Here is a 23,916-nt window from a genome sequence, read left to right as displayed (position 1 = left end):
GTTACGAATTTAAATAAATGATTTTGCCGCCCTGCGACAGACTATCCCGGGCCGCCAGCAAGGTTTTGATGATGTTTTCGGTTTTGGCAAACGACAGCCGGGGCTGGTTTTCCTCGACCGATCGGATAAACTCAATCAGGTTATCCCGAAACATGCCAAACCAGTTTTTGACTTCGATCAGCCGCCAGCCGTCCTTGCCAAACAACGAAATCTGGAACGTCAGGGCAATGTCCATGAACAGATGCACCGTGGCCTGCAAACCGTCGGCAAACTCCAGGTATACCACATCCCCGCCGTCGCGCCCGACGTGCCGGACCGAAACGGGCGTCGGATCGTCCAGCACCATGAACAAGCCTTCGAGCATGTGAACGCCGTACTTGATCCAGTCTTTTTTCCCTACGGACGTGGCAAGTTGCAGTTTTCCCAGGGCGCCGAACTCGTTTTTCACCGCCCGCAATTCCGTTGCGTAGCGCATGGACGAGCAGGACATGATGAACTTGCCCCTGGCGACCTGTTCCGAAAAATACGCCAGATCTTCCGGGCTGCTGGCCAGCGGTTTATCGATAAAGAGCGGAATGCCCGCTTCGATGAACGGTTTGGCCATTTCGACGTGGTTTTCGGGATCATCGCGACCCAGAATCACGGCATCGACCTGCCCGATCAGGTCTGTCATCTGATCGACAACGTTCTCAACCTGAACGGCTTTGGCGATGCTTTCCGAAATCGCCCGATCCTGCGTCCAGACGTGCGTCACCCGCGCCCCCGGAATGCCGAGCAGATCGCGGTTGGCCGTCAGATACGCCGATACACCGGGATACCCGACCCGATTGATTTCAGCCGCATCAAAAAAACCGTTGATGATGGCCGACCAGGAGTACGGATGGGCGTTGCCCGCACTCATTCCAATGATTCCGAGTTTTACCACAGTTTTAAGGGTTGTATTCATATCCCGCCAGTGCGGTTTCAAACGAATGCGTTTTATTCTTTTTTCGCAGTAATTTTCAAAATAGCATACGCGGCCCCGGCGCGCACATCGGCATTTTCGTGTTTCAGCATTGGAACCAAAACCGGCAGGTCGGCCGCAATGCCTTTTTCGGCCAGTGCGGTTGCCAGTTCCAGTTGATCACCGAGGGCCGGGGATGCCTTCGCGGCTAACATTTTGATTCGGAGAAGCCGGTATGGCTCCGACTGCCGGGCCTTCGGCGAAGCCGTCACCATCGCGGCATGCACCAGATTCAATTGAAGGCCCGACGAAACCGGTTCCGACAAGGCGGCTTCGGCCAGACGGTTCCATTCGGTGGTGGTGAGCCCTCCCAGCCGACGGATGATAAAAGCCCCCAGTTTTCGGGGGGCGGTTTCTTCCGAGCGGGCGAGGGCCAGATCGAGAAATTTCTGACGGTTGGCAGGAGCCGATTTTGCATCCGACAAGGTTGCTCCCCACAGCGTGTAGAGCGACAACGCCCGGTTTTCTCCGGCAATCGCTTTTTGGGCGGCTTCAGCATCGACCGTGGTGGGTGAAATACCGAGTTTGGCCAGGGTTTCGGCGGCATGGATGCGGTCGGTGCCGTTGGGGTCGGCAAAGGCTGCGGCAATTTGATCGGTCCACCTTTTCTTTTCTGCCGGAGTGGTGGAAGCCTGCGCCAGCACCCGCCAGATGCCGATGCGATACGGTGATTTTTTTTCGAACTGCCGCAGTTCCTCCAGATAAACTTCCCGGACGCCAGCCGGTTCGCCGATCCAGAGCAAATACTCGGCCGCGTGTACTTTGATCCATTCTTGTTCTGTCTTCAAAACCGTCCGCAGTTCCTGAAGACACTGGTTTCGTAAGGCATCGGAGGTGGATTGGGCAGAAACCGGCGTAGAAGCAAAGTCAATCATAAACAGAAAAAAAAATAGCAGGGTTTGGATTCGTTTCATTCGGGAACAAGGGTTGAAAAAGCCGGAATTAATGCCCGCGCTCCGGCTCGGGCTTCCGCCACACCGGACGCTGGAATGGAGCGATACGGCCAGCGCATCCGGCAATCGCCCGACGACCAGCCACCCACGGCGGCCAAAAACTTATCACAGGCCGGGTCAGCATACTTCTGGTCGAGGATGTACGGAACGATGTAGTCCGTCATGAATTGCTGAATGCGCTGCTCCCATTCCAGTGCCTGGGGCAGATCGGTTTGCATCAGGTGGTACCAGTCCAGCGCCAGTTGCGGATGCAGGCAGGCGACATTCGAATACGAACCGTGGGCGCCCTCCCGAAAACCGGTCGCCAGCCGATGGCCCGGTACAAAGACAGATAATTCGGCCATGTGCTCGCGCATCTGCTCATACCAAACCGCATCGCCACCCGCCACTTTAACGCCAACGAGTTGTGGCACCGCGTCTTTCAACCGACCGAATTGCACGGGCGTCAGCCGCACTTTGGCATGGGGCGGGTTGTATAACACAATCCGTACGTCCGCCGAAACGGCAGCCATTTTCTTCAAAAACGCCATAATTTCGGCTTCGGTGGGTGGAAACCAGTCGGGCAGAATGAGCTGAACCGCCCCCGGTTCCTGCCGGATCGCCCATTTCAGGCGGTTTAGGGAAATCCACGGACTCATGTGGCTCACGCCAATCTGAAACGGAAGACCGGCTTCGCGACAGCGGTGGGCGAGCAAGCGGTGAATACGCCTGAATTCGCTTTCAGTCTGGTTGTAAAATTCGCCCGCTGTGCCGTTGGAATATAACCCGTTGACGCCGAACCCGATGACTCGTTCGATTTCCTTTTCCAACCGTTTATAGTCGATGGAATCATCCGCGTTGATGGGGAGCATCAGCGTGGCCCAGGTGCCGCGAATATCGGCGGCTTCAAGCGGGCGGGTTACGGAAGGCGGTTCAACAGGCATGGGGCAATTAGTCAAGTTTATCGAGTGGAACCTGCGCCAGATAGATGGCGGATTTTCCGTCGTGGGTCGAATAATACGAAACCCAGAGTGTATTCCGGTGAATGACCATGCCGGGGTAGCTCGCGTCGCCACTGCTCGGGAACGGAATCGTTTTGGTGATCTTTCCCTGACGGTCGGTCAGATACAACGCCATTTTGTTGGGTGATGCGTAGTTCCGGGAGCCGATCACCAGTTTCTGATCCGTCAAAAACAGGAAGTTTGGCCCACCCAGCCGGATCGCCATTTTGTGGTACGTCCAGTTGGTATATGGTGCCGGGCTTTCCGCCACGAGGCCCATCTGATCTTCGGCTTCCCGGCGAATCAGCACAACCATTTTGCCGGTTTTGTCGAACCGGATGGTCGATTCATTGGGCCGACCGGTTACATCGAGATCCGAAACTTTGTCGTATTGAATCCCGTCTTTGGTTTTGAGCAGGTAAATCACCCATTTATCGTCCGTCAAAACCTGATAGTCGATGGCGTAACCAACGCCGTTGTGCCAGGTGGTGCGCCAGATCCAGTCTTTGGAAGGTGAAATGGCCGGGTCCAGGGTCGATTTTTGTGGCACTGAAAAGTTCGCGCCTTTTTTGTCGGAAAACGAAACCATCGGCGCAATCCGCTGCACTTTCACTTTGCCGCCCGTTGGTCCGAAAACCGCCCCGGCCATCGTCACCATCAGCTTTTTATCCGGCGTAATGGTCAGTTTCGGGTCGCGCAGGTCGAGGGCAGGAATGGCCAGCAGCGCGACGCTTTTCCAGTCTTTGCCGTCTTTGGATTTTAGAATCCGTACTTTCCCGCTGTTGGTCGTATCGACGTGGGTCAGTCCTTCCCGAAAGGTGCAGTAGAATTCGTTGTTGAACAAAACCAGGTCTGTAAACGCGCTGTGGGGCGGCTGGTCCCAGATTTTGGCGACACGCACGTAGTCCGGGAACGTCCCGTCCTGCGCGCGCGCCGACCAGAAACAGCAAGAAATCAGGGTTAGGAATAGCAGTAGTTTTTTCATCGTATCGATTGCGTCACTGTTCGGTATTTAGTTTGGGTTTAAGCAGAAATAAAATAACCGCACAGATGACCAGCAGTCCGGTAGCAACCTGGAATATCTGGCTGAAACTGACCTGTGCATCGCGCAAAACGCCACCCGCATAGAGGCCAAGTCCGCCGATGATACAACTGAACAAATTCAGAATTCCGTAGCCGGTGGCCCGGTAGCGGGGGTCAGAAACCAGGCACAAAATGGGCATCATATTGGCGTCGCTGAACACGCGCGTGAAGGCGTAGAACACAAATCCGACGATGGCCACCGGCAGAATATCCGTCGTACTCGCCAGAAAAATGGCCGGAGCGGCAATACAGAGCCCGATGGCCGGCACCAGAATCCGTCCACGCGGGTTTTTCAGACTCACCCGATCGGCCAGAGCGCCACCGGTCAGAACGCCGACGAGAGCGGCCGTGTGAAAATAACCGGTCGCGTATAAACCGGCCTGCGACTGTGAAAGATTAAACTGTTCCTGATAAAAGGTTGGTAACCACCCCACAATCAGCCAGCCGAGTACGCCCAGCAAGCCCCAGAAAATCAGCAGCATCAGGTACGAAGGGTTGCTGAATAAATGACGAACCGCATCGCCGAATCGGACGGGAATTACCGACTGCGTAGCGGTTTTTGGCGTTTCCACCGGGTTTGGTGCATCCCGCAGAAAGAAAAGCAAAATGACCGAATACACCACACCGACCAGCCCGAAAACGCTGAACGCAACACTCCAGTCGTGGCTTTCGGCAATCATGCCGCCGACAAAACCGAGGCTTTGCCCCACCATCACACCGGCAATATGAATACCCGTCGCCAGCGAGCGGGTGGATCCCCGGTGGTAATCGACAATGAGCGCCATGGCGGCCGGAATGTAGCAGGCTTCACTAATGCCCATCAGAGCCCGGGTCGCCAGCAATTCGTTGAAAGTAGTGGCCTGGGAGGTCAGCCACGTAACCAGCGACCAGACGAAGAGGCTGCCGATGATGACCCGACTGCGGTTGTAGCGATCGGCCAGAAAACCGGCAAAAGGGCTCATGAGGCCATAAATCCACAGAAAAACCGCCGTCAGTAACCCAAACTGCGCGTCTGTCATCGGAATGGCCGTCTTGATCGATTCACGCATGGTGGTGATCATGGTGCGGTCGAGGTAGTTGAGACAACCGACCACGCAGAGAAGCGCTACGGCCAGCCAGGCCCCTTTGGGCAGGGCGGAAACTTTCGGGGGAATAGCGAGCGTATCGGTTTTCATAAAAAGTTTCAGAGGTTAATGCCCGCAGGAATAGTCTGTTTATTGTAGTTCCAGGATCGAACCGGCAATGTGGCGGGTACTGTTGTCCAGGTTGTAGTAATACACCACCAGTACGCGTTTCTTGTCGAGCTGCACCGACCACGGATAGCCAATGTCGCCGTTACCGCCATCTTCCCGCAGGATGATTTCGGGGGCGGTTTTAAAATCGGTACATTCCGCGTTCAGGATGCGGGCGCGGATGCCGAAGGGTTGATGCCGGTAGCCGTAGACCAGCAACACCCGGTTGTCGGCCAGTCGCGTGGCCTGCATCGGATGGCCCTGAAAACCCATCGATTCCCATTTGAAACTCTTTCCGCCGTCGGTCGAGCGGGCAATACACGCCTGATCGTCCATATTCGCGGTGCGCAAAAAACCGATGATGTCGCCTTTGGGCGTTTCGTAGGCGGAGGCTTCGTTGAACGCTATTTTATCGTCGATGGCCACGACACTTTCGTATTTCCAGGTCAGTCCTTTGTCGTCCGAAACGATCAGGTGGTTCGACGTTTTCTTCGGTGACTGGGAATCGCTGGCGGCCACCACCCAATAGATGCGACCGCTTTTGCCTTCATACAACGCCCCCCGGTTGTAGGCCGGAATGGGTACGCCACCGAGCGGACTGAAGTTGATTTCGGGCTTAATGTGCGGGGGATAAATCGGTCCCTGCCAGTTCTTTCCGCCGTCTGTCGAACGAACAAGGTAGCCGCCCAGAAAAATGGCTCCACCCGCTTCAAAATACGGTTTTTTCAGATTTGCCATGCCGTCGGGACGGAGAAACGCCCAGCCGTAACTGGCGCACAGAATATCGCCGTTTTTCAGTTGCAACAGACACGGGTCCTGCGAGCCGCCGAAGGTGTGGGAGTAAATCAGTTCCGGTTCTTTCGTCCAGTTTTCGCCATCTTTCGACCGGAGTGCCACCAGGTAGCTATTCGGATCTACGTGCGTCGTGCCTTTTTCGCCAAACCCTTTCCGGTCCGGAGCCCGCCGAAAAGTCAGCAGTAATTCGCCGTTTGGTTTTTTGACAATCGACGGAAACGAAGCATAAAACCGCTCGTCTTTGTAAATTACGAAATCCTTCACTTTCCGGGCGGGCGGGACATCGGTGGTTTGAGGGGCAGGGGCGTTTTCCGAAACAAATGACATCAGGCCGAGGGCCACAACGCCCGAAAGCAGAAAAAACGAGCAGGCACTTTTCAGGTTTACGGTCATGAGGGCGGGTAGGGTTATCGGATTTCGTTTATCAATTTAAAATTGAATGGTATTTTATTCTTTGCGATGGAACGTATGCAAAATTAAGTTTTGTCCATTAGTCATCCTGCTACTTTTGTTTCGATTTGTTGTACTATTTTTCAAAGTTACCGAAGGGATTACCAGTTAGCCGGGCGGTTTCTGAATGATTGTATCAATCTTACGGTTTGGCGAACAGATTTTCCATTTGCCAGGCTTCCAGCGATTTGAGCGTGGCCGGGCTGCCGTGCGCCTGAATGGAAACGCCCTGGCTGTCGCTGCGACCCGGATACATGCGCACCGCCACGCACTGCCGACCATTCACGAAAACCTCCACGATACTTTTATCCACAAAAATCCGCAGGTCGATCAGTTCGCCTTCATTGATCAAGACCGAAGCGGTTTCCGGCACCCGCGATCGAACTCCCTCCAGCGTAGAAGCGGTGGAATTATCAATCGAGATGGCGCTGTATTGGACGGCTTTTCCCGGCACGGACCGATCCCAGAAACCGCCGTTTTTATAGAATAGAATGCGGGTGTATTCCTCTTTCCCCGGCGAACGGAGGACGTTCAGCTCAATCGTTGGCGAGTTTTTCGGATCAATGACCGCGTGCATTTCCAGCGCATTCCCGGAAACCGCCGACAGCACGATTTCCTGATTGTCGGGCAAGGGCGTTTCTGCCACGGTTACTTTTTTCGAGCGTAAAGACGCAATGTCGCCCGCGGGAGACATCAGTAATTTTCCGTTTTCGTCCAGCGTCAAAAGCCGGGGCAGCGTCATAATCCGGCCCCAGGTTTTGTCGGCCTTGCCTTCGTTGATGTTGAAAATGACGTTAATACCGCCCTTTCCGTCGGGATACGCCGAGGGCGCATGAACGCCGTTGGGCAACATCGGCCCGTGGTTGAAATTGCCGCCATCCGTAACGATGAATTTGTCGTTCACCTGATCATAATCGCCCAGCAGGTATTTTCCGCCACTCATATGGCTGAAATGCAGCAGAATATACTTCCCTTTGTTGCCAATCGGCCAGAAATACGGACAGGCACCGTCGTCGCCGACCATCCCGTAACCGTCGTTTTCGATGAAGGGATGCAAATACTGCCAGTTTGCTAGATCGGTTGACCGAAACAGAAAAAGAGCCCGAACCATTTTGTTGCCTGGCCCCACCGGACGCTGCCCGGCCAGCACGCTGTAATACTGATCGCCTTTTTTCCAGATGGCCGGGTCGAAAACGTTGTACGGTAATTGTTCGCCCGGTTTCGGAATCGGGATCACCGGTTTGTTTCCCAGCTTGGTCCAGTTCAGCAGCAAGGGATCGGTGGAAGTTGCCACCATAGAACCGGAGCCAACCCCGTGGTACATCGCAATCACCCGGTCTTTTTCCACGAAGGTCGTTCCCGAATACACCCGGTCTTCCGGATTGGGGTAAATGGCGTAGGGCAAATCCCGCCAGTGAATGAGGTCGGTGCTGACGACGTGGCCCCAATGCACGCGCGGATCCTCCGGCGGGAATCCCTGATAGAACATGTGCCAGCGGCCCTGCCAGAAACACAACCCGTTCGGATCGTTCATGATTCCTTCCGGACTCACGTAATGGTACGTGGGCCGGTGGTGATCTTCGGCGAGTTCTTTGCGGGAAGCATCAAACCGCTTTAGCATCGGATTGACTTTCAACTGCTTTTCCTGCTCCGCCAGCGTCGTTCCAAAGGTGTAAAACGGCACTTTGGACGCCCGGTTTTCCTGCGCCATCGTGAGCGAAGAAAATAGCGTTTCTGCGATCAGAACAACAGAAACTATGTTTTCGGCTAGTCGACCTCTCATTTTGCTTCCTTCAGATTAAACGTGGTGCTGTGGGCCATCGACACAATCATCTGCTGGTCCTTGACGGCATTGCTGCTGCCGACGGGTACAGTTTTGTCCTGAATCCAGGCCACAATTCGGGTCTGCACCCGGCCCTTGATCACGGTTCCGGTTTCCCGGTCCACCCACTGCTCGCGTTTGTACAGAATCTTCCCACCGTGCTCGTTGAAAAACCGGTAGCGGGAACCGCCCACCTGCCGGGCTTCTTCGTCGGGCAACAAATCTTCCACCCGGACGCCCAGGTCACTGAGCCAGACTTCGCCGGTGGCCCGAATCAATCGACACGCCCGGCCTGCCAGCTCGGTGTCGTTGATGTAAGTCATGCTCATGGTAGTCGGTTTAACCGGTGGCAAATCCGTGCCGTTCAGCATCGGAACGCGCACATTTTCAAGGCTTTCCCAATGGTCGCCCGGACGGATGCCATCCACCGGCAGCAGCGGCACCAACACCGCAATGTCCGGAGCCAGCCACTGAGCCGCGTGGCCCTTTGCCTCAATCTGACTCACTTTTCCCTGGCGACTGGCCACGAAGTTGATCTGCTGTTTTTCCTGAGGACCTTCCTCGAACCACCGAAAGCCGGTCACCTCGGCGGTCAGCGGAGCGGCTTCTTCGGCGCTGTGTTTCCCCACTTTCAGCGTCAGGCTGGCCGTCGCTTCCAGGTATGGCATGTTGGTGGCCGGTCGGGGTGAAAATAGCTTGAAATGGGGGTGCTCGACTTTCGTCAGCGTGTTCGTCACCGGAATGCCTTGCAATTCGGCCACGGTCACTTCATAGGTGAAGGTCTTACCCGCTGGTAACTGGGGGGCTTTAACGCCCTGATCAGGCTTTAAATACCGGAACAACTGCTTCAGAATCCGTTCGTTTTCGGCCCAGGGACGCGACATATTGCCGGTCCACGAACCGTTGTCGCCCACCAGAATGAATTTCCCTTTTCCCGGTCGCGTCATCACGATGCCAGGGCCTTTGACGTTGCGGTCGGGGTAGCCCGCGTCGGATGCGACCTGCATTAGAACCGTCGGATTTTTGGCTTCCGGCAGAATGCGCAGCGTACAACCCGAACCGTAGTGAAAAATGGGTACGTCGTAGAAATACGGGTGGTTTTCGCCGATGGCCACGTCCGAATAATGCGTGTCGTCGCTGTTCCAGTCGAGGCCGAAACTGCGCACCAGTTTGCGCAACTGGACGCCTTCAAAATCTTCAGCAGCACGGTCGTCGCCCCCGCTGTTGATCATCACCATCAAACTGCCGCCTTTCTCGACATACCGCCGGAGCATTGCGATCTCGGCATCGGTGATGAGGTTGGCCGTGGGGTCCAGTTTCGGATTGTCGGGATTGACAATGACAACGGCGTCTTTCGTCGCCAGCAGGGTTTCTGAATACGGTTCCTGCGCCATCGAAATGGCAAATTCTTTTTCCAGCGCGACAAAAACCGGGTCGAACGTATTGGTGTGGACAAAATCATCCCAGCCGTAGCGACCGTTGATCGTGGTCCAGGAACCGGTTACCATGTAGTTGCCGACTTTGGTGCTGGGCCCTTTGCGGTGGTAATAATCAAACAGCAACGTTGGGGTTGGAGCCGCCTGCGGACTGTATAAAAACGGTACGGCTTCTTTCTTCGGCTTCTTCTTCGCTTTTGCCGTCTGATTCGAATCAGCGACCACCGGGTTTCCGTGCGCCCGATTCTGCTTCCAATCCGCTGCTCCGGCAGAAACCGTACAGCCAAGACAAAGTGCGAGATAAAGCCAGTTACGGTGGGTCATAAGATGAGTGGGTTAGTTAAGCCCGTGGGGTACGCAACCGATTCGAGGCACTAGTACGGTCACGTACCTCACGGTACGCTGGACTTAAAATAGATGAATCTAATACTACCGACGCCACGCTGTTAAATCCCTACGGGACAAAAGGTTCGGTTATTTAGTGAAAATCAATAAGATTCTATTCAAAGCGGAGCAACCGTCACTTCCCGCACTTTGATGGCTTTGCGGGGTTGTCCCTGCGCATTTTTGTGCATAAAGTCGGAATAAATCACCAGGAATTTGTCTGGACCGGTCGCCAGCAAACCGGTGTAACCGCAGGAAACCGGCTCGGTTTTGCCCCGGTCATTTTCCAGATACGGTTGCGAATCGGGTTGTCCAAAGGACATCATTTCGAAACCATTGGTCCATTTCTCGCCTTTTCCGTCGTTCGAAAACCGGAGCTGAACGCCCGGGCGACCGGCCGAAACCACCGTGACACCATTGGCCAACTGCAGCAAGCGGGGCAGTACACCGTTGGGCGTAATGACCTTCGGTTTGGTCCAGGTTTTACCCTGATCGGTGGAGCGGCTGGCGTACATGGGACCGCTGTAAATGTCGTGCGAACGGATGACGCTGAGGTAGGTGCCGTCGGCCAGAATTTCAAAAGTCGGTTCGGTAAACCAGTACTTGTTCACGCCGTTGGTGTCGATTTTGGTGTCGGGCTGGTACGGAATGCGGCTCAGGATTTTCCAGGATTTTCCCGAATCGGTGGAACGATAGAAGAAAACCCCGCCTTTCGGGTCCACGCTTCCGTCTTCCCGAATGTGGAATCCCGGATAAATACAGGCCACAACTGCGCCATCGGCGGCCACTTTCATGTCGCCCCACCACACCACTGGCACCATCCCGCGCAGGCTGTAACGCAGGGCCTGCGGGTCGTCGAGTGGGGCGTGTTCCTCCTGCCAGGTGGTTTCACCTTTCTTCCGGCGGGCCAGAAAAACGCCCTGCCGACTCGCCGGGAGTTCGGTTAGTTTAAAGAATTTGTGTTCGTATTTTCTGCGGGTTATCGAACCCAGTGATTTCGGCATTGCCAGCTCGGCTTCTTTGAGGGGCGTTGGGGTCAGAATTTTAATGCGATCACCATTGGGCAGCAGCAACCCTTCATCGGCGCCGGTTTCTTCCCAGCTTTTCGGGTTTTGTTGCCAGGTTTTGCCACCGTCGGTGGAAATGGACGACGGCGACAGGGTGTTTCCGTAGGATTCCATGGCGTCTTTGGCCATGTGCCATTTGGCCAAAATCGCCCCGTTGGCGGTGCTGGCGATGGTTGGAAACTGGAAAAAGCCCCATTCTTCCACTTTGTCGGCAACACTCACCACCGCCGGTTCACCCAGCGTTACCCGGTATTTTTTCCGGCCATTCTGTTTATACAGAATATCGGTTTTGCCGTATGCCGGAATACCGTGCATGATAACGGAAAGAGGCTCATTTCGTTCGGCCCATTCCAGGGCGGGAGCCGCTGCTTTTTGGGCGGTTTTGCAGCCGCCCAAAACAAGCCCGAAAAGAAGGAGGTAGGATTTTTTCATTGAAAGTGAGGGTGTTGAGCAAAGAAAAGGGAAGGTCAGCGCGGGGTAACCGTGATCTCACGAACCTTGATGGCTTTGCGGATTTCGCCTTTTTCGTTCTTGTATTTGAAATCCGAGTAAATCAGTAAAAATTTGTTTGGACCCGTTGCTAACAGTTCCGGATATCCGCAGGAAACCTGGTCTTTTGGGTCTCCGAAGGGCAGCATTTCAAAGGCATCGGTCCATTGCAGGCCGTCCGACGTCGTTGAAAAACGGAGTTGCATTCCGGGTCGGCCCGAAGCCAAAGCCGTTACCCCGTTGCTTAACTGGAGCAATTTGGGCAACACCCCCGAACTCGTAAACGCCTTCGGGTGACTCCAGGTTGCGCCTTTATCGGTCGACCGGCTGACGTACATCGGGCTGTTGCCCAGCCCGTCGGTGGTTCGGAGGACGCAGAGGTAAGAACCGTCTTTCAGAATTTCGAAAGCAGGCTCCGTAAAACCCAGGGCAAGTCGTTTATTGCCGTTGGGGTCATGGGTTAAATCCGGCGCGTAGGGAATTCGGCCGACGATTTTCCAGGTCTTGCCCTGATCGGTCGATCGGTAAAAATGCACCCCGGATGCGGCCACTTTTCCGTTTTGGAGCGAAAAACCGGGGTAGGTGCCGGTCATGATTTCCTTCGTGGATTCCAAGCGCATGTCGCCCCACCATACCAGCGGAAAAAGCTTGTCGTCGGTGTAGCGAACCGCCGTTGGATCAATGAGTTGGTTGTGTTCCAGCGTCCACTCTTTTTGGCCTTTTTTCAGGCGGTTGATGTAAACGCCCTGTAGCTTTTCCGGTAACTCATCCACTTTATAATAGGAGAAACTCCGGCCGTACGTTTCCGGGGTCGTCCCTACTTTTTTGGGGAGTTTCAGGGTGCTGGTGTCGATCGCGGCTGGCGTATAGTTTTTGATCCGGTCGCCATTGGGCAGCACCAAACCGTCGCCCAGCGGTCGTGAACCCGGGTGAGGGGTCCAGGTTTTGCCGCCATCGGTCGAAACAGCATAACCGTTGCTATCCTTTCCGTAACTTTCGGCATGGTCGGAGTGCATGGCCCACGATGCCACGAGCGCGCCGTCGACGCTGCGGTAAATCGATGGAAACTGGAAATAGCCCCAGCCTACTGCTTTATCGGCCACTGTCACGACAACGGGTTGCCCCAGCGTTACCCGATACTTTTCCTTGCCATTCTGCTGATAAGCAACTTCCGTTTTTCCATAGGCCGGAATGCCGGGCGTGATGACGGAAAGGGACTGGTTTTTCTTTTCCTCCCAGTTCATGGAAGGAGCACCCGGTTGTTGGCTTTTGCCAACCAGCGAAAGGGTGCAAAGCAGAAGGACAAAAGGAGATTTATTCATTGGGGTTAGGAGTTCAGCCAAAGGAGGGGAGCGATCAGAAAAAACGGGCAACCAGCGCACGTTTTAAATGTGCGCTGGTTGCCCGGGTGGGTACTCAATAACCGGGATTCTGCTTGATCTTCGGTTCCAGACTCAGTACGTTGCTCGAAATCGGGAACAGCAGCAGGTGATCCTTGCCTTTTTGAGCTTGCAGCGAGGGAACGATGTCGAACGCTTTGCCAAACCGGACCAGATCCCACCAGCGTTTGCCTTCCAGCATCAGTTCCAGCAGTCGTTCTTTCAGAATAGCCGCATCGTTGGCTTCTTTGGTTCCGTTGACGAATTTATAGGCATCGAATTTGGTTCCGTAGGCCCGTTGCCGCACCAGATTCATTTCCGTACTCGGGTCCTGCCCCAGGGCGTTTTTGGCTTCAGCCTTCATCAACAAAACATCCGCATAACGATACAGAATGATGTCGTCGACAAAAAACCGGACGCCCCCTTCAACGGTTCCCTGTCCTTTCGTCTGCACCGAGATGAAATAGGTTCGGGCGCCATTGGCACCGGTCGTGTAGACCTCGTGAAAAGTACCGGCCCGGCGCTGGTCATCAACCGAAAACTGGTTGCGAACGAGCGCACTGGGTTCCCAGACGTTGTTTCCGCCCGAAACGCCGACGATGGCTTTGGAAGCGGCCTCAGCATTGGCAGGCAAAGCCCCAACGGCCATGTAAATGTTATTGAAGTAGTTGTCCGTTGCTTCCAGATACCGGAAGCCCACCGACATCAGAATTTCCTTGCTGCCTTTGTTGGTATATTTGAACAGGCTGGCATAGTCGGCCAGCAGCGAAACGTCGGCTTTGGCCACTTCGTCGCAGGCGGCTAAGGCTGTGGTGAAATCGGCCTGTCCACCGTTGGCGCGTTTGCCCGTCCATAAATACACATCGGCTTTCAGGGCGTTGACCGACGGTTTCGACCACATGCTCCGGCCGTTGGTAAAGTTGTTGTCTGGGAAAAGTTGGAGCGCTTTTTCAATATCTTCTTTGATCAGCTTAAAAACATCCGCAGCGGGCGATCGTTCCAGAAAGGTCGTTTCCGGGTCATAGCCTTCAGTGGGCAGGGTCCGCAGTGGCAAATCGCCCCAGGTTCTGACCATAACGAAGTAGAGATAAGCCCGCATGGCATAAGCCTGCGCCAACGTGCTGTTCTTTACGTTTTCCGAATTAAAGGTAATTGTCGGTACGTATTTCAGAATCAGGTTGGCGGCATTCACCGCCGAATACAAGCCGATCCAGTCGGGACCGGCACCTGCCTGGTTGAGGGTGTTCAGATAGAAGCGGTCATAATCCAGGGTGCCGGCCAGCGATTTCTGCATCACTTCACTACGGCCCTCACCGTAAATATACAGGTTGAGCAGCGCTTCGTTCCGCAGTTTGACGTACATCCCGTTCAAGCCGCCTTTGGCGTCATCTTCCGTTTTCCAGAACGATGCATTGGTGATCACGCTCGTCGGGTCGAGCATCAGTTGGTCGGTGCAGGATGAGGTACTGAGCAGCAGACCCAGTAAGACTCCCGAAACGAGTTTATAAGGTGATTTCATGGTTCAGTGCGTGATTAGAAGGTAAGAGAAGCGCCAAAAGCGATGTTTTTCGGAATCGGATACCGTCCGTTGTCCCGGTCGCCATCTTCCGGATTCAGTCCTTCGTAGGCCGTAAAATAATGCAGGTTGTTGCCGGTCAGGTTGAAGCGGAGGTTGCTGATTTTAAATTTCTGCAAAACCGCTGACGGTACACTGTAGCTGAGCGTAACTTCCCGGATACACAGGTAGTCGCCTTTTTCGTAATAGGTGGAATTGGTCGTTAACTCGTGCCAGGCCGTTCCGCGCCAGTTGCTGTAGTTTCCAATACCCGGCTGATACTGTACCATGCTGGCGACATCCCCTTGTTTTTTCCAGGATTTTTCGACCATCTCCTTCGTCATGCTCACCCCGGCCCACTGACCGTCCATGAACGCCCGGGCGTAATTGTAAATGGTGTGGCCGGTTGCATAGTCCAGTCGAACGACAAAATTAAAGTTCTTGTACGACAGGGTGTTGGAAATACCGCCCGTCCAGACCGGGAACGGATTACCCATGTAGACGCGGTCCCTTTCGTCGATGATGTTATTGCCATCCACATCCTGGAAGATGGCGTCGCCACCGTATTTGGTTTTATCGGCGTAGGTAATCATCTGATCCACCGGTGCCGACTTGGCGGCTTCGTCTGTGGCATACACGCCAATCTGGTTCCAGGCATAGTGGTCGCCAATCCGTCCGCCTTCGCGCAAGCCACCACCCCAAACGTACGATGCGGTGGCGGGGTCATACACGTTGTACCCACCGATTCGATTGTTTGCGGTTCCGTTGAAGGGCAGCTTCAGAATTTTGTGGGTTGTTTTGGCGGCATTCAGGCCAATCTGCCATTGCAGTGGGGAAGAAGGTGACAGAATCTGCGCGCTGAGTTCGAGTTCGATCCCTTTGTTTTCCAGGCTGGCGAGGTTCGTAAAGATGCTGGAAAAACCGGTCGATGGCGGCAGCGTCAGGCTGGTCAGCAGATTGTCGGTCACACGCCGGTACACATCGACAATCACGTTCACCCGGCTTTTGAACAAACCGAGGTCGGCCCCCACGTTAAAGGTTTTGGACTGCTCCCATTTCAGCGACGGGTTCGGAATAACGGTATTCTGCACGGCTGAAACGCCCAGATAGCGGGCACCAACACCGTATTCTCCCTGCGACTGGAAATCGGAAAGACCGCTGATGTTCCCGTTGACCCCATAGCTTCCGCGTAGTTTTAGCTGAACCAAATCGGCGGGCAACGCATTCCAGAACTCTTCATGGTGCAGGTTCCAGCCGACCGAAACGCCCGGGAAGAAGCCCCATTTGTGGTTGGCTCCCAGGTTGGAAGCACCGTCGTAGCGGGCATTCAGCGAGAACAGGTATTTCTGTTTGTAGTCGTAGTTAACCCGGCCAAAATAACCCAGAATTACCTGGTCACTGACCGAACCACCCACCGAAACCGGCGTGGTAGCCGCATTCAGCGTCGGAATCAGGTCCGTAGCCGCACCCTGGCCGCTGGCCGACATAGCGTAACTGTTCCGTCCAAAGTAGGAAAAACCGCCTTTTATCGATAGATTATGGGAAGACGCAAACGTTTTATCGTACGATAAAACCGCATCTGCCTGATATTGAGTCAGTTTTGTATAGTTCGCTGAGGCTGCCCGGGTCGTTACCGCCGTGGTTCCGTTGTAATACGATGGCAGGAACGAATAGCCATCCGTGGCTAATTTATACATCGAAAGCTGCGGCTCGAACGAAAGACCCGGCAAAATATCCCAGCGACCACCAACCGACAGCGTCATGTTTTCGATAGAGTTGCCCCGTTTGTCTTTGTTCAGAAAGTAGGCGGCATTTCCGTTGCCCCGGTTGGCGCCGGGTGCCAGCGTTCCGTCTTCATAATACAGCTTCGAGGTGGGTACGTTGGCGGCTGAGCGGTAGAAGATTTGCGAAATGTTATAGACCTCGTTGTTGCTCGATCGGGTAAACATCGTCCGCCCGAAGAACGTCAGGTTGTCCCGCACTTTGAGTTCACCGTTCAGGTTAAACGTCAACCGGTCGTATTTGGTCGTAATAACCGTCCCTTGGTTGTTCAGATACCCGACACCGGCGTTGAAGGTCGCTTTTTCGGTACCGCCCGTCAGCGACACATAATGGTTGTGCGAAACACCGTCCTGATAAATCAGTTTCTGGAAGTCCGTATTCTGAAAGATGATGGTTTTGGAGGAATCTAGCGGGTCCGGCATACTTTCCCAGCCTTCGTTCAGCTTGTGCTTGTTGGCGTCCGACAGATACTGGGTCGTGTAAATCGTATTGTTGGTCAGGTCGTTACCAGTTCCGGCTCCCGTCGCCAGCGTCAATTGGCGCGTAGCCGTCGGGTCTTTTTTCGCCGAGCGAACCGCCCCGAGTCGTTGCAGGTAAATGTAGTCGCGGGCGTTCGCCATTTCATACATTTTACCCGGTTTGGAGAAAACCAGGTCGTAGGAATAGGTTACTTTCGTTTTGCCGCTTTTCCCGGTTTTGGTGGTAATGATCACGACGCCATTTGACCCTCTGGCGCCGTAAATAGCCGTCGAAGCGGCATCTTTTAATACTTGCAATGATTCAATATCATCGGGGTTGATGTCATTCATGTTGGTCCGAATGATGCCGTCGATGATGTAAAGCGGAGCCGCGCCATTGGGATTGTTGATGGAAGTTCCCCCGCGAACAATGATCCGGGGCGCTGCGCCCGGCTGCCCACCGTTGGCAGGAGCCTGCACCCGGACGCCCGGTATGTTTCCCTGCAGGGCTGAAGCCGCGTTGGCATACGGCGTGTTCTCCAGCACTTTGGTGTCCAGCTTGGAAACGGAGGTCGTCAGCACTTCGCGCGACTGGCTTCCGTAACCGACCACCACGACTTCGTTCAGCGTTTTACTGTCCCCTTTCAGGGTGATGTCCAGGAGGGCCTGGTTTCCCACCATGACCTCCTGCGACTCATACCCCAGAAAGCTGAAGACCAGGACCGACTGGTCGCTGGGCACGTTGATGGTGTACTGGCCGCTGGCGTCCGTGGTTGCACCGCTGGTTGTTCCTTTCACAACGATGCTGACACCGGGTAAACCTTCATTCCGTTCATCGGTAATTTTACCTTTGACCGAGCGCGCTTGTTGGGCGAAAACAGCGAGGCTACTGAAGAGCAGCGTAACCAACAAAAAATAGCGCTTTCCGAAAGAAAGAGCAGGTAAAGTTTTCTTTTCCATAGTATCTTAGATAGAAAGTCATACCAAATTTGACGATAGCAAAATTAAGTTTCGGTTCTATCGCATCCTGCTACTTTTATCTGTATTTGTAATACTATTTTTCGGAAAAGTCGGAAAGGTACTTTTTTTCGGAAGAAAACAAGATTAGACGAGATTCAGCGTCTTTCGGTACTCACTGGGTGTCATGTTCTTGATTTTTTTGAATTGCCGGTTGAAGTTCGCCAGGTTGTTGAAACCGCTTTCACCGGCAGCTTCGACAATGTTCAAATCTTTTTCGGAAATCAGTTTACAGGCGTACCCAATCCGGACGGTATTCAGGTATTCGACGAAGGAGACGCGGTAGTGTTCTTTGAAAAAACAGCAGAAGGTCGTCAGGGCCATGTTGGCAACGCTCGCAATTTCGGGCAGCGAGATTTCTTCCTGGAAGTTCTGCATAATATACTGGTTGATTTTTCGCAGATGATCGGAGGATTTAAGGTGGGTATTCTGGACATAACCGGGGCTGGCCAGTAACTCATAATCAGTGGTTTGAGCAAGAAGGTCAAAAATAGACAACAGCGCTGATAATCGCTGTAAACCGTTCATCGTCAGCATCCGGGTCATCGTGTCGGCGATCTTTTCCCGGGTATCGCCCTTGATCACCATCCCCCGGTTCGACCGCATCAGGAAACTCCGGAAGGCTTCCATTTCCGGAATTTCCATGAACGTTTTGCCCAGAAAAGAATCAACAAACTGAACGACGATGGCGTCGGCCTGGTAGCCGGCTTCTCCCTTGAAAAATTCGGGATCGTTCACCCAGACGTGGGGCAGCGAAGGCCCCATAAACACCAGATCGCCCGCGTCGAAATACCCGATATGATCGCCCACCATCCGGCGACCCGTACTTTTTAGCACCAGCACCAGTTCGTACTCGGGATGGTAGTGCCACGGACAGGGGAAAAATTGGCCAATCTCCTGAAACACAATAAAAGATTTGTCGTATTCCTGTGGTAACCGAAATTCGATAGTTTTCATGGCGAATCGGACGTATAAAGTAAAACCGGTCAGTAAGTATAGTATAAATGTTGAATTCGTCAGAAACTTATGAAGAATAGTATCAGAAATATGGATAAAAGTAACAGAAATAGCAAACTCTCACAACTACTTTTGTTGATACGTACAGGGTCGACCATGCGGCCCTGGTGAATACAACCTTTCTATCTGCTTTTTCACGCATGAGTAAAACAAAAGTGATTCACCCTGACCGTGACCCTGCCTTTGCGACCGGAGCCTATTCAGACGGGGTGATTGCCGGCGGCTTTCTATTTGTCAGCGGTCAGGCGGCCGTGGATTTCAAGACGTCTCAATTTTTGCTGGGAACCATCGAAGACGAAACCCACCGAACCTTACAGAATATTAAAACGATTGTGGAATCGGCGGGCGCCACGCTGGCGGATGTGGTCAAATGCACCGTTCACCTGGCCGACATCGCCGAGTTCGACCGCTACAATACGGTATATGCCCAGTATTTTCCGGGAATCAAACCGGCCCGAACCACCGTGCAATCGGTGTTGGCTGAGGGGTTGAAAGTAGAAATTGATTGCATTGTTAAACTCCCGGCCTGAAAACCTGTTCGGCGAATGGATGAGACTATACAAACGAGTGAGATCAGCGTAGGCGTTGTGGGGCTTGGGTTGATGGGCAGCAGTATCGTGGCCGCCCTGTTGATGGCTGGTCATCCGGTCAAAGCCATCGCCCCCCTGCCCAATGAACTGGCCGACGCCCTCCAGCGCATTAACAGCCAACTGCAACACGGCGAAGAAGCCGAACTGCTCACGCAGCCGCTGGAAAAAACCGTCGCCCTGCTGACCCTTTCGGCGGATTATGGCGAACTGCACGATTGCCGGCTGGTGCTGGAGTGCGTCACCGAAAAAATACCGATTAAACAATCCGTTTACGAAAAAATAGCCGCCGTGGTGAGCACCGACGCAGTGCTGGCCAGCAATACATCGGCCATTCCGATCAGCATGCTGCAACAGTATGTGCCCAATCCGGAGCGGTTTATGGGCGTTCACTGGGCCGAACCGGCCTACATGACCCGGTTTATGGAAATCACCTGCGGCACCCATACCTCGGTGGACCTCGCCGACTGGGTGTTTCGACTGGCCCACCACTGGAAAAAAGAGCCCACGTTGCTGCGGAAAGACATTCGCGGCTTTGTGACCAACCGCCTGATGTATGCCATTTACCGCGAAGGACTGCACCTGGTGGAAACCGGGGCCGCCAGCCTCGACGATGTCGACAAGGCGTTTCGCTACGATGCCGGTTCCTGGATTACAATGATGGGCATTTTCCGGCGGATGGACTACACCGGTTTGCAGGATTACCCTGAAATCTTCCGGCGCATTTTCCCCCAACTGAGCAATTCCGAAGCGGTTCCGAAGCTGATGCAGCACCTCGTGGACCGGCAGTTGCGGGGGACGCAGAGCGCCCAGGGCCTGTATGACTATACCGAAGAAGAAGCGAAGGAGTGGGACAAAGCCTTTGCGGTTTTTAATAAAGACATTTATCAATTGGCCGCCCGGTATCCGTTCCGGACCGACCAACGAATCGGTTAAACCAACGTAATGACACACTACACCGAATCGGCCGCCTTGCTCGAACGGGCAAAAAAAGTGCTGGCCGGGGGCGTTTCGTCCGAGTTCCGCAAGTACAATCATCCCCACGCCATTTTTTATACGCACGGAAAAGGAAGCCGGATCTACGACGTAGACGGCAATGAATACCTGGATTTTACGCTGAGCCAGGGGCCGCTGCTGCTCGGGCATTCGCACCCGGAAGTGTTGCAGGCCATCCACGACTATTCCGAACAGGGCCAGCTTTTTGCCGGCCAGCACCACAAAGAAATTGAACTGGCCGAAAAACTGGCCGACCTGATTCCGTCCGCCGACCTCATGCGGTTTTGCCTGGACGGTTCCGAAGCCGTGCAAACCGCCTTTCGGGTAGCCCGCGCCAAAACCGGCAAAACCAAATTTCTGCGTTTCGAAGGGCATTACCACGGCTGGCTCGACAACGTCGCCTGGGGGCTGTCGACGCCTTCGGTAGAAGCCCTGGGCGACCGGGAAGCCCCGAACGTGTATCCCTGGAGCGCCGGTCTGGCCCCAAATTCCCGGGATGAATTCATTATCCTGCCCTGGAACGATCTGGAACTGGTTCAAAAAACCGTCGCTGAACACCACCACGAACTGGCCGCCATCATCACCGAGCCGATTATGTGCAACAACGGCTGCATTCTGCCGCAGGAGGGTTTTCTGCAAGGTCTCCGCGACCTCTGCGATCAGTACGGAATGGCGCTGATTTTCGATGAAGTCATTACCGGTTTTCGGGTTTCGCTCAAAGGCGCCCAGGATTATTTCGGTATCACGCCCGATCTGTCCATTTTTGCCAAAGCCATCGCCAGTGGGTATCCGATCAGTGCGATTGTCGGCAAACGTGCGTGGATGCAGTTGATCGAGGACGCGAAAGTGATCCACGCGGGCACGATGAACGCCAGCAACCCGACCATTGCGGCCGCTTTGGCCACGATTCAGGTGCTGGAAAGAGACCAGCCGTACGAACGCTTATACCGGTTTGGTCAAAAACTGATGACGGGCCTGGAACAGGCCGCAGCCGAAACGGGCCAGAATCTGCGTGTGCAGGGACTCGGACCGATGTTCCATGCCGGTTTTACCGACCAGCCAACCGCAACCGATTACCGGGGTACGCTGGGGTATAACCGGGTTAAACTCGCTAAATTCATTGCGGGTATGCACGATCGGGGCGTCCGGGTTATTGGCCGGGGCCTGTGGTATATCAGTGCGGCCCATACCGAAGAAGATATTGATCACGCCATCAAAACGGCCCGGGAAGTGCTGGGAAGTGAGGAACTGGGCTGGTAGCAATTCGAACAAAAGAGAGCTGCTGCGCTTACTTCCAGCGTTTTAACACCAACGAATTATGGGTAACACATCACCTGAAAAAGAAGAAATCCTGGTGACGGGCTGGGGCAAACGGACAACGGGGATCATCGCCTGTTTGCGCCAGGCCGGCCACCCGGTGACGGTATATACCACCCGCCCGGTTGACACGACCGACTGTGGCCCGGTTTCGCCAACCCTGGTGGAAATCGATGCCTCGGACCGACAGGTAAAGGCGATACGGCACCTGGATAGTCCGTTGCCGGTCAATCTGGTCATTGCCGGAACGGATGAGCATGAGGCTCAGAAAAAAGCCCTGATCCGTCAACTGGAAGCGGTTCTTTCGCCCCAGGCACTGATTGCCATCAATACGGAAAGCATTCCGCTCAGCAGTCTCCAGCAGGACGCCCGCCATCCCGAACGGATCATCGGCGTCAACTGGACCGAACCCGCCGATACGACGTATTTTCTGGAAATCATCACCAACGAAAAAAGCGACACCAAGCGGGTCGACGACTTTTATACTACGGCGAAATTATTCTGGCAAAAAGACCCCTATGTGGTTCAGAATGACACCGGTATTCGAACCCGGATGCTGTGTGCCATGATTCGGGAAGCGTTTTATCTGGTGGAAAACGGCTACGTTTCCGTCGAGGATGTCGACCGCGCCTGCCGGAATGATCCGGGCTATTATTTGCCCTTTTCGGGCAATTTCCGGTATATGGACCTCATGGGAACGTTCATTTACGGCGTCGTCATGCAGGATCTGTTTCCCGAATTGTCGAAAGCCCGTCACGTCCCCCGGTTTTTTACCGAAATCGTGGAGAACGGCGGTTTGGGCATGAGTACCGAAAAAGGACTCTACGCGTACGAAGCCGGGGAGGTGGAACAATGGGACGAATCGTTTCGGGAATTTAGCCTCCAGATTCAGGAGTTGATCAGCAAATACCCGTTCAATTACGCCGAAACCCCGCAACGGGTGGGCAAACAGACCCTAGTGGTATGACGAAGCGCCTGATTTTTGATGCCCACCTCGACCTGGCGATGAACGCCCTGGAATGGAACCGGGATCTGTCGCGCCCGCTGGTCGAAATCCGGCAGCGCGAAATGGGCATGAAGGACAAACCCGACCGCGGCAAAGGCACCGTCTGTTTGCCCGAACTCCGGAAAGGCGGTATTGGTCTGGTGGTGGCCACGCAATTGTCGCGGGTGACGCCTTTGGGAAGTTCGCTGCCCGGCTGGCACTCCCCACAGCAAGCCTGGGCCATGACGCAGGCACAACTGGTCTGGTACCGCGAAATGGAAGCCCTCGGCGAGATGGTTCAGATCACCAATCGGACGGAACTGGAAACCCATCTGGCGTTGTGGGACAACACCGAACAACCGGACGAAGAAAAACCAATTGGGTATATTCTGAGTCTGGAAGGCGCGGATTCGCTGGTGGATATTTCGTATTTGCACCGGGCCTATGACTACGGGTTGCGGGCGATGGGCCTGTCGCATTTCGGGCCGGGCCGCTACGCGCCGGGCACCAAAATGGAAGGGCCGCTGACGCCGTCGGGGCTGGAATTACTGGCCGAAATGGACCAGCTCAACCTGATTCTGGACGTCACCCACCTGACCGACGAGGGATTCCGGCAGGTGATGGATCGCTATCAGGGACCGGTTTGGGCCAGTCACCACAACGTGCGGAAGATTGTTCCGAACCAGCGCCAACTGACGGATGAGCAGATCAAACAACTCATTGAACGGGACGCCGTGATTGGCGGGATGCTGGACTGCTGGGCGATGGACATCCGGTTTATCGATACGGTGTCGGACCCCTGGCAACTGGACATCCGGCTCGAAAACCTCGTCGATCACTGGGATCACATCTGTCAGATCGCCGGCAACAGTCATCACGTGGCGATTGGAAGTGATCTGGACGGTATTTTCGGAACCGAGCAGTCGCCCTGGGATATGAACTCGATTGCCGATTTGCGGAAATACGAGGACATTCTGGCCCGTAGGGGCTACCAAGCCGCCGATATCGACAATATTTTTCACGGAAACTGGCTGCGGTTTTTACGCAAAGCCTGGAAATAAATACCCCCAACCCCCTGAAGGGGGCTTAAAAATGGCAGAGCTAAGTCCCCTTCAGGGGGTTGGGGCAA

At 54.4% G+C, this 23,916-nt stretch carries 18 protein-coding genes; 5 read left to right on the top strand and 13 right to left on the bottom strand.

Translation table 11 applies throughout. The features are described from left to right. Position 1 precedes the first annotated feature (1 nt). From ACS5NO_RS16650 to ACS5NO_RS16590, 13 genes are all read right to left on the bottom strand, one after another. Entirely contained in the window at positions 2-946 is a 945-nt protein-coding gene (locus ACS5NO_RS16650; RefSeq protein ID WP_439416222.1) for a Gfo/Idh/MocA family protein, read from the bottom strand. A 32-nt stretch (positions 947-978) separates the two neighbouring features. Continuing rightward, complete coding sequence (locus ACS5NO_RS16645; protein WP_439416221.1) at positions 979-1,917, bottom strand: hypothetical protein; 939 nt, start codon at positions 1,915-1,917, stop codon at positions 979-981. Further along, positions 1,914-2,879, bottom strand: a complete 966-nt coding sequence (locus ACS5NO_RS16640; RefSeq protein ID WP_439416220.1) for a dihydrodipicolinate synthase family protein — start codon at positions 2,877-2,879, stop codon at positions 1,914-1,916. The genes ACS5NO_RS16645 and ACS5NO_RS16640 overlap by 4 nt, the downstream gene beginning before the upstream one ends. A gap of 7 nt (positions 2,880-2,886) precedes the next feature. Then, positions 2,887-3,921: a hypothetical protein gene (locus ACS5NO_RS16635; RefSeq protein ID WP_439416219.1), complete on the bottom strand. Its 1,035-nt coding sequence runs from the start codon at positions 3,919-3,921 to the stop codon at positions 2,887-2,889. A gap of 13 nt (positions 3,922-3,934) precedes the next feature. Next, the gene (locus tag ACS5NO_RS16630) at positions 3,935-5,194 is read right to left on the bottom strand and encodes a spinster family MFS transporter (protein WP_439416218.1); all 1,260 of its coding nucleotides are present in this window, start codon (positions 5,192-5,194) and stop codon (positions 3,935-3,937) included. A gap of 39 nt (positions 5,195-5,233) precedes the next feature. Beyond that, positions 5,234-6,439 carry a sialidase family protein gene (locus ACS5NO_RS16625; protein WP_439416217.1) on the bottom strand — a complete coding sequence of 402 codons (1,206 nt, stop codon included), beginning with the start codon at positions 6,437-6,439 and terminating at the stop codon, positions 5,234-5,236. A 199-nt stretch (positions 6,440-6,638) separates the two neighbouring features. Continuing rightward, positions 6,639-8,279, bottom strand: a complete 1,641-nt coding sequence (locus ACS5NO_RS16620; RefSeq protein ID WP_222930247.1) for a glycoside hydrolase family 32 protein — start codon at positions 8,277-8,279, stop codon at positions 6,639-6,641. Beyond that, positions 8,276-10,078 (bottom strand): hypothetical protein, encoded by a 1,803-nt coding sequence (locus tag ACS5NO_RS16615; protein WP_439416216.1) that lies wholly within the window; start codon positions 10,076-10,078, stop codon positions 8,276-8,278. The genes ACS5NO_RS16620 and ACS5NO_RS16615 overlap by 4 nt, the downstream gene beginning before the upstream one ends. Before the next feature lie 179 nt (positions 10,079-10,257). Continuing rightward, positions 10,258-11,637: a sialidase family protein gene (locus ACS5NO_RS16610; protein ID WP_439416215.1), complete on the bottom strand. Its 1,380-nt coding sequence runs from the start codon at positions 11,635-11,637 to the stop codon at positions 10,258-10,260. A 35-nt stretch (positions 11,638-11,672) separates the two neighbouring features. Continuing rightward, positions 11,673-13,016 carry a sialidase family protein gene (locus ACS5NO_RS16605; RefSeq protein ID WP_439416214.1) on the bottom strand — a complete coding sequence of 448 codons (1,344 nt, stop codon included), beginning with the start codon at positions 13,014-13,016 and terminating at the stop codon, positions 11,673-11,675. Positions 13,017-13,110: 94 nt separating this feature from the next. Continuing rightward, positions 13,111-14,592, bottom strand: coding sequence for a RagB/SusD family nutrient uptake outer membrane protein (locus ACS5NO_RS16600; RefSeq protein ID WP_439416213.1), 1,482 nt, complete (start codon positions 14,590-14,592; stop codon positions 13,111-13,113). Positions 14,593-14,606: 14 nt separating this feature from the next. Further along, the gene (locus ACS5NO_RS16595) at positions 14,607-17,828 is read right to left on the bottom strand and encodes a SusC/RagA family TonB-linked outer membrane protein (RefSeq protein ID WP_439416212.1); all 3,222 of its coding nucleotides are present in this window, start codon (positions 17,826-17,828) and stop codon (positions 14,607-14,609) included. Positions 17,829-17,972: 144 nt separating this feature from the next. Further along, positions 17,973-18,842, bottom strand: a complete 870-nt coding sequence (locus tag ACS5NO_RS16590) for an AraC family transcriptional regulator (RefSeq protein WP_439416211.1) — start codon at positions 18,840-18,842, stop codon at positions 17,973-17,975. A 200-nt stretch (positions 18,843-19,042) separates the two neighbouring features. Between ACS5NO_RS16590 and ACS5NO_RS16585 the strand changes: the two genes are divergently transcribed. The 5 genes from ACS5NO_RS16585 to ACS5NO_RS16565 are packed head-to-tail and all read left to right on the top strand — an operon-like array spanning position 19,043 to position 23,848. After that, positions 19,043-19,432 (top strand): RidA family protein, encoded by a 390-nt coding sequence (locus ACS5NO_RS16585; RefSeq protein ID WP_439416210.1) that lies wholly within the window; start codon positions 19,043-19,045, stop codon positions 19,430-19,432. Between the two features lie 15 nt (positions 19,433-19,447). Next, entirely contained in the window at positions 19,448-20,425 is a 978-nt protein-coding gene (locus ACS5NO_RS16580) for a 3-hydroxyacyl-CoA dehydrogenase family protein (protein WP_439416209.1), read from the top strand. A gap of 9 nt (positions 20,426-20,434) precedes the next feature. Further along, the gene (locus tag ACS5NO_RS16575; protein ID WP_439416208.1) at positions 20,435-21,745 is read left to right on the top strand and encodes an aspartate aminotransferase family protein; all 1,311 of its coding nucleotides are present in this window, start codon (positions 20,435-20,437) and stop codon (positions 21,743-21,745) included. 58 nt (positions 21,746-21,803) lie between these two features. Beyond that, a complete protein-coding gene (locus tag ACS5NO_RS16570; RefSeq protein ID WP_439416207.1) occupies positions 21,804-22,769 on the top strand; it encodes a 3-hydroxyacyl-CoA dehydrogenase family protein in 966 nt (321 codons plus the stop codon). Beyond that, complete coding sequence (locus tag ACS5NO_RS16565) at positions 22,766-23,848, top strand: dipeptidase (RefSeq protein WP_439416206.1); 1,083 nt, start codon at positions 22,766-22,768, stop codon at positions 23,846-23,848. Before ACS5NO_RS16570 ends, ACS5NO_RS16565 begins: the two co-directional genes overlap by 4 nt. The last annotated feature ends 68 nt before the right edge of the window (positions 23,849-23,916 follow it).

Source organism: Larkinella fluvii, from assembly GCF_051857545.1.
Classification (GTDB): Bacteria; Bacteroidota; Bacteroidia; order Cytophagales; family Spirosomataceae; genus Larkinella.
Note: the sequence above shows the minus strand (reverse complement) of the source record. Positions and strands in the feature narration are given on the sequence as shown.